This is a genomic window from Rhodothermales bacterium, assembly GCA_034439735.1.
Classification (GTDB): Bacteria; Bacteroidota; Rhodothermia; order Rhodothermales; family JAHQVL01; genus JAWKNW01.
The window spans coordinates 1-14,468 of the sequence record JAWXAX010000011.1 but is presented as its reverse complement, the minus strand read 5'-3'; the positions used below and the strand labels follow the sequence as shown (position 1 = coordinate 14,468).

The 14,468-nt window shown below is 64.6% G+C and carries 10 protein-coding genes; 9 read left to right on the top strand and 1 reads right to left on the bottom strand.

From position 1 onward, the window contains the following. Positions 1-35: 35 nt before the first annotated feature. The 5 genes from SH809_00420 (at position 36) to SH809_00400 (ending at position 8,356) form a co-directional block, all read left to right on the top strand. Positions 36-1,643: a hypothetical protein gene (locus SH809_00420; GenBank protein ID MDZ4698139.1), complete on the top strand. Its 1,608-nt coding sequence runs from the start codon at positions 36-38 to the stop codon at positions 1,641-1,643. A gap of 3 nt (positions 1,644-1,646) precedes the next feature. Beyond that, positions 1,647-2,987, top strand: coding sequence for an NAD(P)-binding domain-containing protein (locus SH809_00415; GenBank protein MDZ4698138.1), 1,341 nt, complete (start codon positions 1,647-1,649; stop codon positions 2,985-2,987). Positions 2,988-3,115: 128 nt separating this feature from the next. Continuing rightward, complete coding sequence (locus tag SH809_00410; GenBank protein MDZ4698137.1) at positions 3,116-4,030, top strand: HAMP domain-containing sensor histidine kinase; 915 nt, start codon at positions 3,116-3,118, stop codon at positions 4,028-4,030. Between the two features lie 64 nt (positions 4,031-4,094). Further along, positions 4,095-5,420, top strand: coding sequence for an aspartate aminotransferase family protein (locus tag SH809_00405; GenBank protein MDZ4698136.1), 1,326 nt, complete (start codon positions 4,095-4,097; stop codon positions 5,418-5,420). 269 nt (positions 5,421-5,689) lie between these two features. Further along, positions 5,690-8,356, top strand: coding sequence for a tetratricopeptide repeat protein (locus SH809_00400; protein MDZ4698135.1), 2,667 nt, complete (start codon positions 5,690-5,692; stop codon positions 8,354-8,356). A gap of 6 nt (positions 8,357-8,362) precedes the next feature. Here the strand turns inward: SH809_00400 and SH809_00395 are convergent, their stop codons facing one another. Continuing rightward, positions 8,363-10,903: an SUMF1/EgtB/PvdO family nonheme iron enzyme gene (locus tag SH809_00395; protein MDZ4698134.1), complete on the bottom strand. Its 2,541-nt coding sequence runs from the start codon at positions 10,901-10,903 to the stop codon at positions 8,363-8,365. Between the two features lie 238 nt (positions 10,904-11,141). Here SH809_00395 and SH809_00390 point away from each other — a divergent pair, with 238 nt between their 5' ends. The 4 genes from SH809_00390 to SH809_00375 all read left to right on the top strand — a co-directional run. Continuing rightward, positions 11,142-12,113 (top strand): tripartite tricarboxylate transporter substrate binding protein, encoded by a 972-nt coding sequence (locus tag SH809_00390; protein ID MDZ4698133.1) that lies wholly within the window; start codon positions 11,142-11,144, stop codon positions 12,111-12,113. Further along, complete coding sequence (locus tag SH809_00385; protein ID MDZ4698132.1) at positions 12,110-12,550, top strand: tripartite tricarboxylate transporter TctB family protein; 441 nt, start codon at positions 12,110-12,112, stop codon at positions 12,548-12,550. The genes SH809_00390 and SH809_00385 overlap by 4 nt, the downstream gene beginning before the upstream one ends. A 10-nt stretch (positions 12,551-12,560) precedes the next feature. Next, positions 12,561-14,027: a tripartite tricarboxylate transporter permease gene (locus tag SH809_00380; GenBank protein ID MDZ4698131.1), complete on the top strand. Its 1,467-nt coding sequence runs from the start codon at positions 12,561-12,563 to the stop codon at positions 14,025-14,027. 128 nt (positions 14,028-14,155) lie between these two features. Further along, positions 14,156-14,468: hypothetical protein (locus tag SH809_00375; protein MDZ4698130.1), on the top strand; the 313-nt coding region annotated here is incomplete at its 3' end.

The window sequence follows — 14,468 nt, the reverse complement described above, 5'->3', positions numbered from 1 at the left end:
GGTGCTTGGGGGTTAACGAGTGCCACACATGGGCCTTGCCGAAGCGGCGAACCCGAAACCTGAACCGTTTCTTTTGGCTCCTCCTTCTCTTCCTCGCCGGCGCGGCCCAGGCATCGGCCCAGGACACGACGCTGACGGCGACGGTGACGCAGATCGCCGGCGACAACGCGTATATCAACGTAGGCCGCGACGCGGGCATCCAGGCGACGGACACGCTGCGCGTCGGGGCGGGCGGCCGGCTGTTGGGCCGGATGATCGTACTCAGTACGGCCAGCAAACAGTCCGTACTGCGTTTTGTGAACCAGTCGTTCCCGATCACGCGCGGGATGAAGGTCGAGATCACATTCACGCGTAGGTCCGCCGCGATAGAGACGACGCCTGCGGAAGTAATAGCCGAGGCGCCGGCGCCCGAAAAAGTACCAGTCACAACGTCCGCCAGGGCGCCCGACAAAAAACGCCGGCAAGCGGTTCGTGTAGATGGCCGGGCCACGCTCGGCCTGAGCCTGCTCTCCTCCGAGACACGCCCGATCGGTTCCGATTTCGCACCGGTGGGCCGGCAGTTCGCCACGCCATCGCTCAACCTCAACGTAACCGTCCGCAACCTCCCATCGCAGACGCGGCTCCACGCCAGCATGCGCGCCGAGCATCGAGGCAGCTCCGTGGCTTCGATTCTCCCCGAGCGTTCGATGCGGACCTATCAGCTCAGCCTCCAGAAAGACCTGTCGTTTGGTGAGATGCAATTCGGGAGGTTCTACAACAACCTGACCCCGCACGGCGGCTACTGGGATGGGGGCAGCTTTTTGATTGGATCGCGAAACGCCGGCATGGGCGTGGCGGCCGGCTTCATGCCGGAACAGGCAAACGAAGGATTCACGACCGACTTCCCCCGGATTTCAGGGTTTGCACAGTACCGCACGCCGGCAGGCAAACCGTGGCGATACCGGGCCGCCGTCTCCTACCACGAAGTCCATCCCACCGCCATCTACCTCGATCATCGTTTCAGCGAGTTCTCGCAGGAATTCGATTGGGGGGCGTTCTCGATCGACCAGGACATTGCCATAGACCAGAACCCGCTCACAAAAGACCTGGTCGTCTCGCAATTCCAGATCGACCCGCGAGTGCGCCTGACCGACCAGATCCAGCTCCGTGGACGGTACAGCCTGCGGCAGCCCTACCGGATGTACAGTACCGTCACCCCGTTTTCCACGCGACGGGACCAGATCGGCGCCGGCTTTACCGTCCGCGGCGGCGACGCTTCCTTCGGCGGTGAATACGCCACCCGGTATACCGAGGGCGCGTACGACAGCCGGACGATCATCGTGTACGGCGCCACGCCGTTTTTTCAGCCGCTGAACCTTTCGCTGAACGCGAACGGCAGCCGGTGGACGTCCGACTTCGGCGAGGCGCTGTACGCGGCGGCCGGCCTTACGAAAGGCTTCGGCGGCGGCAATGTGCGTCTCGAGTATGCTTTTTATCGGACGACGACCGCCAACCAGACCGATCCGATCGATGCGCATCGCTACTCCGCGTCCGCCTCGGTGCCGCTCGGACGAACGCTGTACTGGAACGCCCGTGTCACCCTCCAACAGAGCCGGTTCCTGAGCAGCGTTTCGGGCCAGACCAGCCTCCAAATCCGCTTCTGACGTATGGGTATAGAGGTCGAATCGATTGTCGTCTGGCTGATCGGCATCGGGTTGGTGTTCGTGTTCGTCGTACCGTACCTCATCGCGCATGTCCTGAAAGAGCAACATGCCGAGCGGGTGTACAACAAGGCCCGCGAAATGGGCGTCGAAGAGCCCGACACCCTTCATCCGGTGATCAACCCCACGGCGTGTATTTGCACGGGAAACTGTATCGCCGTGTGCCCTGAGAAAGACGTGCTGGGCCTGCTGGGGGGCATGGCGCTGGCCATCAACCCCACCCACTGTGTGGGGCACGGCCTCTGCGAACGTGCCTGCCCGGTCGATGCCATCCAGCTGGTGGTGGGCACCTCGAAGCGGGGGGTAGATATTCCCCGTATCAAGGAAAACTTCGAAACCAACGTCGAGGGCCTGTTTATCCTCGGCGAACTGGGGGGGATGGGGTTGCTCCGCAACGCGTTCGAGCAAGCGCGCCAGTGTATGCGATGGATCGCGGCGCAGCCCGATCGTTCGACGGATCCGAACGTGCTGGACGTGATCATCGTGGGGTGCGGCCCCGCCGGCCTCGCGGCGTCGCTCCACGCCCACAGCCTGGGCCTCCCCTTCCGCACCATCGAGAAGGAAGACATCGGCGGGACGGTCCGGTACTACCCTCGCAAGAAACTGGTGATGACGTTTCCGCTCGACGTGCCCGGATACGGCAAGCTCGATTTCAAGAGCATCCTCAAGGAAGATCTGATCCAGCTCTGGAGCAGCATCGTCGAGAGGACCGGAATCGCCGGCAAGATCCTGACGGGCGTCACCCTGCAGAACGTCCGGAAAATGGACCAGGGATGCTTCGAGGTCACGACTTCGGGGGACACGTTCCAGGCGCGGCGAGTGATCCTCGCCATCGGCCGGCGCGGCGTGCCCCGCAAGCTCGATGTGCCCGGGGAGGATACCTCCAAAGTCGCCTACTCGCTCCTGGATCCCGACCACTTCCATCACAACCGCGTCCTGGTCGTCGGCGGAGGAGACAGCGCCATCGAGGCGGCTTGTGCTCTGGCGGCGCAGCCGGGCAACACCGTGCACCTGAGCTACCGCCGTTCCAGCTTCGCGCGCATCAAACCCGGCAACACCCGGCGCATCGAGGAAGCGATCGCCACCCACAAGGTCCATTTTTTACCCGAGACCGAAGTGACCCACATCGGCCCCGATTCCGTGGCGTACCGCGACGCCGGCGGCGGTATGCACCGCATCGCGAACGACTACGTCTTTGTGATGGTCGGCGGCACCCTTCCGACCAGCATGCTCAAGGACCTCGGCATCCAGATCGACACGAAGTTCGGGCAGCCGCTCATCGGGTAACTCGTGTCAGGTACACCTTTTGATTTTTGGTCCGCAAGGCGCTAGCCTCCCCTCATTGGCGCCCATTTGTTCCGGATCCAGGGACGCGATGTGCCGGATGGCGGCGTTCCAATCAGGTTGTGCCGAACATGCTTTCACTGCCTTCCACCTCGCCGGCGACCCTTGTTGCTTTTCTGCTGGCTGTCGCCTTTCTCGGCGCGTTATGTACGCTAAGCATGGTCCTGGCCGTCGCCCGGTGGCGGCCGCATCTGCTGCCGGCGGCGCTGCTGCAGCATCTGGCGGCCGAACAAAGCCTGCTGCAGCGGGCACTGAGCCTGGTCCAGAACAAAGAAGCACAGGCCGAGCGGATGCAGGCCGCGTTGCTCGACAACGTGAGCCACGAATTCAGGACCCCGCTGACCGGCATCCTCGCCGCGGCCCAGATGCTGCGGGAGGGGGTGGATACGGAACAGCGGGAGTTGACCGAGATGATCATCCGCGACGGCCAGCGGATGCATGCGACGCTCTCGAACGTGCTCGAACTGGTGGAGATGGAGGCCGCGGCCCCATCCGTGCATTCGGAGCCGTTTGATCTGGCCGACGAAATCCGCGCGGCGGTGGCACCGTTTGCGCCGTTCGCGGCGCGCAAGGGCATCGTCCTGGTGGGTCCGCCGGCAAACGCCTCCTTCACCGCGGTAAGCGATCCGGCGATGCTCCGTAAGGTGATCGGAAATCTGGTCGACAACGCCATCAAGTTTACCGAGGCCGGCGAAGTGCGGGTCGGCTTCGAGCCAATGGGCGACTGGATCCGCGTTGACGTGGCCGACACCGGCATCGGCATCGCCCAGCCGCAGCTGCCACACCTCTTCGTCCCGTTTTCCCAGGGGAGCCAGGGTCTGAATCGCGCCTACGCAGGCACCGGCCTGGGGCTGTCGCTGACGAAGCGAATGGTGGACCTCATGGGCGGCACCCTCACCATCACCAGCGAACCCGGCACAGGCAGCGTATTCAGCGTGGCGCTGCCGCGTGAAGCCGGCGCCCCGGCCGGCACGCCCCACGCCTGACCAGAACCTTTGCCGCCGCACGTATCGTACAAGCCGCGTTTTCGTCACCAACCGGCCGCGCGCCATGAGTTCGTTCTCGATGGACTACGACCTGCCCTTCCGCGAGCGCGAGGACTCGCTGGCCGCCGAACAACGAAATTTCCTCTTCCCCTGCGTCCGTCCCTATTATCAGGACCCGCTGGTCATCCGGCGCGCCGAGGGCGTCTGGGTGTACGACGATCAGGATCGACCCTATCTCGATCTATTCGCGGGCATCCTGACCACCTCGCTGGGGCACGCCCATCCTGAAATCGTGGCCCGGGTTCGGGAGCAGGTAGGCGTGTTGAGCCATGCCTCCACGCTCTACATCACCGAGCCCCAGATCCGCGTGGCGCAGCGGCTGGCGGAGTTGGCGCCGGGCCGGCTCCAGCGATCGCTCTTCCTCAACAGCGGCACTGCCGCCATCGACGCCGCCGTCATGCTCGCCCGGATGTACACCGGGCGCGACGAAATCATCGCCCTCCGTCTCGGCTATTCCGGCAACAGCCTGCTGGCGACCAACCTGACGGCGCATGCGCCCTGGCGGCCCCTGTCGAGCACCGTCCCGGGCATCAAACACGCCCTGGCGCCCTATCCGTACCGCAGCCCCTTCGGCGACGACCCCGATGTCAACGCCGCGCGCTTCGCGGACGATATCGAGAACATCATCCAGACCGTCACGAACGGGCGGCCCGCGGCGCTCCTTGCCGAGACCATCCTGGGGGTAGGGGGGTTCATCGTCCCCCCGCCCGGCTATTTCCAGCGCGCGGCCGAGATCGTGCGCAGCTACGGCGGCCTGTTCATCTGCGACGAAGTCCAGACCGGCTTCGGCCGCACTGGCGACCACTGGTTCGGGATCGAGCACTGGGAGGTCGAGCCGGACATCATGGTCGTGGCGAAAGGCATCGCCAACGGCTTCCCCGTCGGCGCCGTCATCGCCCGGCCGGATGTCGCCGCCGCGTGGGAGAAAAAGATGATCTCGACCTTCGGCGGCAACCCCGTTTGTATGGCCGCCGCCGAGGCGACGCTCGACGTCATGGTGCGCGAGAATGTGCCGGCCAGGGCCGCCATACGGGGCCGGCAATTACGAGGCGGGCTGGATGCCCTCCAGGAACGGTACACGTGGGTCGGGGATGTCCGCGGCATGGGCCTCATGCAGGGCATGGAGCTCGTCACAGACCGGGAAACGAAAAAGCCCGACCCCGAGCGCGCCCAGGCGTTGCTCCACGCGGCGAAGGCAGAAGGCCTGCTGATCGGCCTGGGCGGGCTCAACGGTCATGTCATCCGCATCGGCCCTTCGCTGCTGATCACCGAGGCCGAAATCGACGAAGGCCTAGCCCGGTTGGGGCGAGCCTGTGGGCGGCTAGATTAAGGATATCCCCCATGGCCGTGCGCCAGCTGGAGCGCTACTTTACGCCGCAGTGATGAGGTCAATTAGAAGACCATGGACGAGCTTAATGTCCAAACCTGCTTGACGCAATGCCCTTCGTGGGGTATCATTGACTGGGATTTTGTCCTATGTTTGACCCACCTCACGCAGTCCATACCGGCGAGCACCGACCCGTGATCGGATCGCCCTGCATCCTGGACGCGACCTACTGGTCATCAGGTTCGTCTTGAGGATATTACCGTTTGTGCCTCATGGATTATAGCGACTCATATGCCGATGGAAAAATGCCGGTGGTGACCCGGCCGGCGGAGCGTTCCGGCGCTTCGTACGCCCGGCAGAACGCTTGGGCTAACCTCCCCGTCGACGAATCCATCGCCAACGCCTCCGAAGAGGCGGTTGACGAATCGGGCTATCAATCCATCCACCTGTCTCAAATCGACCAGCTCCGCGCGCCCCAACGCGCGGAACGGTACAATATCGGGGATAGGATCGGGGAACGGTACACCGTGTTGGACATCCACAGCGGCTCGATGGGGGTGATTTACGCGACGTTCGACGAAGTCGAGAAGATGCCCCGGGCGCTGAAGACGCTCCAACAGCGGTTCGCGCATATCCACGAGATGCAACGCATGTTCGTGGAGGAGGCATCGGTGTGGGTGCGCATCGAGAAACATCCGTTTATCGTGCGCGCCTTTCTGGTGGACATCTACGACGGCCAGCCGTTTGTGATCACCGAATATATCCGCGGTCAGGCGGGCATGGGCAACGACCTCCGGGCGTGGCTCGGCCATCCTCAGCTCACCCTGGAGGTCGCGATCGACCTCTCCCTTCAGATCGCCCAGGCGTTGCAACATGCGACGCGTAAGGTAAGCGGCCTGGTGCATCGGGACCTCAAGCCAGGCAACGTGCTCATCGACGAGCAGCGGCGCGCGCTCGTGGCCGATTTTGGCCTCGTCTATGCGAACGATGCCCGTAGCGGCACGCCGGCGTACATGGCGCCCGAGCAATGGCTACGGCTGGACGTGACGGCCCAGACGGACATCTACGCGTTCGGATGTATTTTTTATGAGATGATCACGGGCCACCGCCTTTTTCCGGCCAAGACGATCGACGACTGGCAGGAAGTGCACCTGTACCAGCGGGCCGTGCCGCCGCGTGTGCTTAATCCCGCCATTCCTCCAGAACTCGAAGCGTTTGTCCTGAAGTGTCTGTCGAAATCCGCCCACGATCGGCCGCGCGGTTGGGATGAGGTCGTCCGCCAGTGCGCCGCGTGGTACGAGCGCGTCGCCGGCAAACAGGCGCCGTTGGACTTCAGCACGTATGATCTCGAAGCCGGCGAACTCATCAACGCGAGTTACTCGCTTACCCAGCTCGGTAAGTACGAGGAGGTGCTGGACGTGTGCGACCGCGCACTGGCCATCAACGCCAGCAACACGACGGCCCTCTATAACAAAGGCATCGCGCTCGGCAAGATCGGACGGTACGAACAGGCCGTCGCCGCGTACGAACGGGTGCTCGCGATCGACCCCGGCGATGCCGGCGCGCAGTACCACAAGGGCAACGCCCTGATGGCCATCGGCCGCTATGAACAGGCCGTTACGGCCTACGACGAAACCCTGACGCTCAGCAAGCAGGATGTGGCCGCGTGGTACAACAAAGCCATCGCCCTCAACCATCTCGGCCGGCACCAGGAGGCGCTCGACGCCTGCGATCGGGCATTGGCCATCGAGCAAAATAGCATCGCCTGGCAGAACAGAGGCCACGCCCTCATCGCACTCGAACGGTTCCAGGAAGCCGTGGAGGCCTACCAGAATGCCGTCGACCTCGATGACGCGGATCTGGACTCGTGGTACAACCTGGGCAACGCGTTCATGACGATCAACCAGTACGAGGAGGCGGTAGACGCCTATGACCGCGTGCTGGCACTGGCGCCCAACGACCCCGGAGCGTGGAACAACAAGGGCATCGCCCTGAAACACCTCGGACTGTACGACGAGGCCGTTGTGTCGTATAACAGGGCGCTCGAGTTGGATCCGAACGACGCCGGCGCGTGGAATAACAAAGGCAACGCGCTGCTCCAATTGGGCCAGATGGACAAGGCCATGGCCGCCTTCGTGCGCGCCCTGGTGTTGAATCCCGAAGATCCTAGCTCCTGGTATAACAAAGGCATCGCCCTGGCCCAGGTGGGCCGCTTCGTCCAGGCCATCGAGGCCTACGACCGCGCCCTGGCCCTGAGCCCGGCCTCGCCCCAGATCTGGTACCACAAGGGCATCGCTCTCATCAAAATCGGCCGCTACCAGGAGGCCATGAAGGCCAACGACCGCGCCCTCGCGCTGGACCCGCTGTCGGTAGACGTCTGGTACAATAACGGCATTGCGCTCAACCACCTCGGCCGGTACCGCGACGCCGTCGCCGCGTACGACCGCGCGCTCGCGCTCGACCCCGGCTACGGCGACGCCTCCTACAACAAAGGGAATGCCCTGACCAACATGGGGCTCTTCGTGGAAGCCGTCGACGCCTACGACCTCGCGCTCCGCCTCAATTCGGACGATGTCGAGGCCGCCTACAATAAAGGCATCGCGCTCACCCGGCTCAACCGCTACGACGAAGCGATCGCCGCGTACGACAGTGTGCTCGTGCAGAATGGGGAGGATGTAGACGCCTGGTATAACAAAGGCATCGCGCTGGAACTGCTCAAGCGGTACCCGGAGGCGTACGTCGCCTACGACCGGGTGAACGACCTCAACCCCGGTCACGCCGGCGCCTGGACTAAAAAGAGCAACATCCTCATGCGGCTCCGCCGCTACCGCGAGGCCATCCAGGCCTGCGACAACGCGCTCCACATCAACCCGGAGGATCCCGAGGCGCTGCGGAATAAGGGTCTGGCGATTAATTATTTGAAGACGGACCGGGTGTGAGGGCGGTCAGGGGAATGTCGCAAAGGCCCCATCCATCGCCAATCCCATCGATCCTACCCAGCCCCTCACGCCGGCCCCGGCGCCCCACCGCACCCGGGCCGACCATTCCTCATCCTCCACCCGCGCCAGCGAATACCGGCCCAACTCCACCCCATCCCGGAACACGTGGACCAGTCCGGATGCCGCCACGGCCACGCGGTAGACGTGCGCCGCCGAGGCATTGTCCAGCCCTTCGGCCAGGGGCTCGAGGGCGTAGCTGTCGTGGCTATACACGCCCGTCGGGGTGATCGCGAGGTGGTACTGCATCCCTGGATGCCCGTGCGGGCGCACGTAGAATTCGAGGCCCCGTCCCCGCTCGCCGGCGGCTTCAACCTGTACTTCGGCTTCGAAGGTCGCCCCGGCATCGCCCACCCAGCCGGCTTCCCACCAGGCCTCGGCGCCTGGTGGCACGTCTAGCATTCCGTTTGATGTCGCCGCCGCCATCGGGCCGCGGCCCACAAAACGCCACATCCCTTCCGTTGCAGACGAGAGGGTTTCACGGACCGCCAGCGCCGGTGTCGCCGGCGGCACGGGCGGCGCTTCAAGCCAGGCCTGGTTAAAGGCGTAGTGGTAGACCGTGCTGATCAGGTGGATGACGCCGTCCGTCGCCTGCGTGCCGGCCATATACCCGCGCGGCTCTGCCGTGTGGGCGCTCATCACAAAGGGCCGGCCGCGGGCCGTCTCCCTCCAGATGGGCTCGGTCGAGGCGGTAATTAGCTTACGGACAGGCCATGTTTCCCCTTCGTCGTACGACAACGCACCGAAGATCCCCGAACCCGTGAACGGGTGTCCGGCGGCATCCGTGAACGTCATGTTGTCCGCAAAAGACGCCAGAAACAGCGGCCCCTCCTGGAGGCCCTCTTTAAGACGGAGCAACACCAGACGCTGGGTGCTGGAGAGCGGGTCGAAGTCGCTGGCCGTAGACGTCCAGGCCGCCCCTTCGTCGGTTGAGAGGCTCTTCGGCATCCGCCCGTCGATGGCGTCGCCGCGGCCGAAGGCGAGCATCCGGCCATCCTCCAGGGCGACGGCCGAGGCGTGGATGCCGGCGATGGTCCCACCGGCGTCCCGCCAGGTATGCCCGCCGTCGGAGCTGGTGTGCAGCGAGGTGCCTCCGTTGCCGGTCGAGACGGCGTCGGCCGTGACGAAGAGGTCGCCGTCGCCCGTCCGCCCCATCGAGGCGATCACCTGGTTGCGCAGGCCGTGTTCGGGATGGACGAGGCGAGCCTTCGACCAGGAGGCCCCGTTGTCGGTCGACGAACGGACGATCATCGCGAGGTTACCCCACGTGGCAGCGACGGAGAGTCCGGAAACGTGGAAGATGGTCTCCGCGCCATCCCACCAGAGCGCGTTGCCGTGGTCGTTCCGGTCGGGCGCATCCCAGAAGATCGACGCCGGCTCCCAGCGCTCCTTCCCAAAACGCAGCCGGCTCGCGGCCTGCGCGAGGTATCGGCCGGTTTCCGACTTCGTCGTGTACCAGATGGCCATCAGGTCGCCGTTGGGCAGCTCGGTGATGGCGGCCTGGTGATTGTGGTAATAAAACGGCCCCTTTTCGGTGGGATCGAGGATCACGTAACGCCGGGGCTCGGCGAAATACGGCCCGGCCGGACCCGCCGTAGTGTTGGCGGTAGCGCCGGCGCGGCGTTCCTGCTGCACATCCCGTTGGTGGAGGGCCGAAACGGGACGGACAGGCAGCGGCGAGGTAGCCGGCAGCGGAGCCTGCACAACACGAAAACCAATCAGCCAGTGTTGATTCTCAGGAAGCGTCCCCATCCGATTCGCGGACCGGAGGTAGTAGGGATCGGACGAGTGGCTGCCGCCGCGGGTGACCTTGAAATCTCCATCCGCCCACCCCGTGGGGTCGATCTGGCCGTCGGCCTCGTACGGCCCATACCAATCAAGCGTCCACTCCTCGACATTCCCGTGGATATCGAACAGTCCCCACGCGTTGGGGGCCGCCAGCCCGACCAGGAGAGGCACGACATCGTCGGGCTGCGGCCGGTCCGTATCCGGGTACCAGCTTTCCCGGGGATTTTTGAGCATCGACGCCGGCAGAGCGTCGCCCGTATAATAGGGCGACGTGGTGCCGGCGCGGGCCGCGTACTCCCACTCGGCCTCCGTGGGAAGGCGGTAGGGCCGGCCTTCTTTGTCGGAGAGCCACTCGGTAAACGCCACTGCCCGATGCCAATCGACAAACACCACAGCCTCGTCATCCTCCTTCGAGAATCCCAGTTTGCCCCGGAGGGCGCGATGGGAGGGGTCGAACTGCTCGTACTGGGCGTTCGTGACCTCGTAGGCGCCAATATAAAAGGGATGGGAGATGGCCACGCGGTGGACGGGCGCCTCGTCCCGATCCCCATCCTCGCTCCCCCTCCGAAAGGAGCCGGCTTCGATGGGCGTCATCGGCATCCCGATCGAATTCGTGTAGGGGCGCAGCGACTGGCCGGCGGCTGGAAGGGGGCCGGCTAAAGCCACGAGCAGGGCGAGCAGGAATGGCTTGGATAAGATCATGTTGGATCGTTTCAGCGGATGCGTCTATATTTGAAGGACATGCGCGGGTTATTAAAGCCCACTCTGTAGAGACGCCCCGGTGGGGCGTCTCCTGGCGGCCGCATTCAACTTTTCAGTTTCGGATATACCAGAACCTTGATGAGACGCCCCACCGGGGCGTCTCTACATAAGATGTCATAAAACGAAGTATACTGAAAACATCCCGCGGATTAAACCAGCACCCACCCGGCCCTCGCACATGATTCGCCTCCTAGCTCTGACCGCTATTCTCTCGACCCTCGCCGGCTGCCAGCCGGGCGGTTCGTCGCCGGACGCGTACCCGAGCCGGCCGATTACGTATCTGGTTCCCTGGAACCCCGGCGGCGGCACCGACACCGTCTCCCGCGCCCTGGCCGCCGTACTCCAGAACAGCCTCGACACCCCCGTCAACGTCGTAAACCGAACGGGCGGCGGCGGGGTGGTGGGCCACCTCGCGATTTCCCAGGCCCGGCCGGACGGATACACAGTCGGGGCCGTGACCGTGGAGATCACGATGATGCACTGGGCCGGCCTCACCGAACTCACCCATCGGGATTTTACGCCGATCGCCCTGTTGATGGACAACCCGGCCGCCCTCACCGTCCGCGCGGACGCCCCCTGGGATACGGTGGAAGAACTGCTTGAGGCCATTCGAGCGAACCCGGGTGGGATGTTCGCCTCCGGCACCTCGAAGGGCGGCATCTGGGATCTGGCCCGGATGGGGTTCTTGAAGGCCGCCGGCCTGCCGGAATCGGCGTTGCCGTGGGTGCCCAGCCAGGGGGCCGCGCCGGCGCTTCAGGAGCTGCTTGCCGGCGGCGTCCAGGTCGTCACCATCGCCCTCGCCGAAACTGAGGCGCTGTACCGAGCGGGCCAGGTGAAGGTGCTGGCCGTCATGGCAGAGGAGCGACTCGAGGCGTTTCCAGAGGTGCCTACACTCAAGGAACGGGGCATCGATTGGAGCCTGGGGGGCTGGGTGTCGATCGGGGCGCCGGCCGACTTGCCTCCGGATGTCGTCACGCAACTCCGTCAGGCGATCGCCGTCACCGTGCAGGACCCGCTCTACGCCGAGCCGCTAAAACGCGCCGGCTTTAACCTCCGCTTCCTTACGGGCGAGGCGTTTGATGCCTTTCTGGCCGAGCAAGACCGAATCAATGGGGAACTGCTCGGTGCATCGGGCGGGGTGATGCCATGACGATGGCGGACGCGATGCGCCGGCTTCCGGGGCTCTGCGCCATCGCCCTGGGCCTTGGCATTGCCGGGTACGCCGGCGTCTTTCCCGAGATGGATGGCGGCTACCCGGGTCCGGGGCTGTTCCCCCGGCTTGTCGGCATCGGCCTGGCGGCCTGCGGTCTCGCGCTCGTCTGGCGCCCGGGCTCGGCCGAGGGCGCCACTGAAGGGGGAGATGAGATGGGATGGCTGGGGCGTGTTCGATTTGCCGCCGGCCTGCTCCTCGTCATCGCTTTCCCCTGGCTGCATAGCGTGGTCGGTTTTTTTATCGCCACCACCCTGCTCGCCCTGAGCGTTGGGCTCATGCTCGGAGCCCGCTGGGTGACAGCCGCGCTGACCTCCGCACTGGCCTCCGGTGTGATATACCTTCTGTTCACCCGTTTGCTGGGCGTGCCCCTGTGAGTGCCGGCGTATGACGTTTTTCTCCTGGCAAGGTATCCTGGCGCTGTTCCTGGGCGGGCTGTATGGCGCGTTGTTCGGCGCCATCCCGGGGCTGACCGCCACGCTGGCGGTGGCGCTTTTTATCCCGATCGCCTTTTTCCTGGACCCGATGATCGCGCTGCCGGCGATCATCGCCATCTCATCCGTCGCCATCTATGCCGGCGACGTGGGCTCGGCGATCGCGCGGATCCCAGGTACGCCGGCCAGCGCCGCGTACGTCGACGAGCTCTATACGCTGGCCCGCCGTAATGGCGCACTGTTCGGACTGGGCCTCAGCGCGATGGGATCGGCCGTGGGTGGGGTAATCGGGACCCTCCTGCTCATCTTTTTCGCTACGAGCATCGCCGCCGTCGCCCGCACGTTCTCATCCTTCGAGTATTTCTGGATCGCGGTCCTCGGGCTCACGGCCGGCATCTTCGCTTCTGGCGGGCGCCCGATCAAAGGAGCCGTGTCGCTGCTGCTGGGGCTCTTTTTCGCGACGATTGGGATCGACCCCACGCTGGGATTCCCGCGATTCGATTTCGGACATCCGGATCTCCTGGGGGGCCTCAATTATATCGTCGTCATGATCGGGCTGTTCGGGTTCTCGGAGGTGCTCGAATACCTCTATCGCCGTCCCGGGGCCGCCAGCATCGAGCGTGCGCCGGCGCCAACGCGGCCGATGCACGCCTTCTTCATGCCTCCGCTACGATTCATCCTGCGGGAGCGATGGCTCGTTGCGCGGTCCTCGTTGCTGGGCGTCATCGTGGGCTTCCTGCCGGGCGCCGGAGCCGACATCGGGGCCTGGGTGGCGACCAGCGTGCAGAAGATGAGGGCGACACAGGATGACGACGACGCCCAGCGCGTGGTGCTCGCCGGCACGTGCAGCAACAACGCCGCCGTCGCGAGCGCCTGGATACCCGCCTTATCACTCGGCCTTCCCGGGGACACCGTCACGGCGATCGTGCTCGGGGTCTTCCTGATGAAAGGCATCACCCCGGGGCCGCTCCTGTTCGAGCAGAACATGCCGCTGATCTGGGCGCTGTACACCACATTTGTTATCTCCAACCTCTTACTGCTTCCGCTATATGGTTACATGACCGGCCGGCTGGCGGATGTCGTCGTCCGCGCTCCGTTTAACCTGCTGCTGGGTATTATCACCGTATTGTGTGTGGTGGGCGCCTTCGCGATCAACAACAACCCGTTCGACGTGTGGGTGATGGCGGCGATGGGGGCCGCGGCATTTGCCCTGCGTCGCGGCGGATTCCCGCTGGCGCAGGTCGTCCTCGGCATGGTGCTCGGCCCAATCCTTGAGCAGAGCTTCATGGTGAGCGCGATCAAGTCCCGATGGGATCTGACCAGCTTCTTCAACCGCCCCATAGCGATGGCGCTGATGGCACTCACCGTGCTGATCGTGATCGCCGGCGCCCGTCTGGTGCGGCAGGGGCGGACCAGTTGAGCAGGCCGAAAAACATACGGGAAACTCGGGCGTACCAGTCGGCACTCAGTCAGGAACACGCAGCAGGTCCAGCTAGCAGGGTTTACCCAAAACCGCGGATCCCCCGATTCGCACATCGCTCTGACCGTATGGTGTATTCCAGATTCTTCCGGCCGATGGCGCTGGTGGCAGGGACGCTATCCTTCTGCCTCGCATGCGCCCCCGGCTGTAAAACAGGCGACACGGCCATCGACTCGTCGGTCGCCGAACCCGACTCACTGGCCGAAAAGCCGGCGTTTACGGCGGCGGAAGTCGCCTCGATTCGGAAGGCAAGCGACATCGATGCCCGCGCCATGGCCATCCCCGGCGTGATCAGCATCGGAATCGCCGGCACGAACGAAGATGCTTGGATCCAGGTGTTATGCCAGGACGACTCGCTCGCGATCCAGGCCATGCACACCC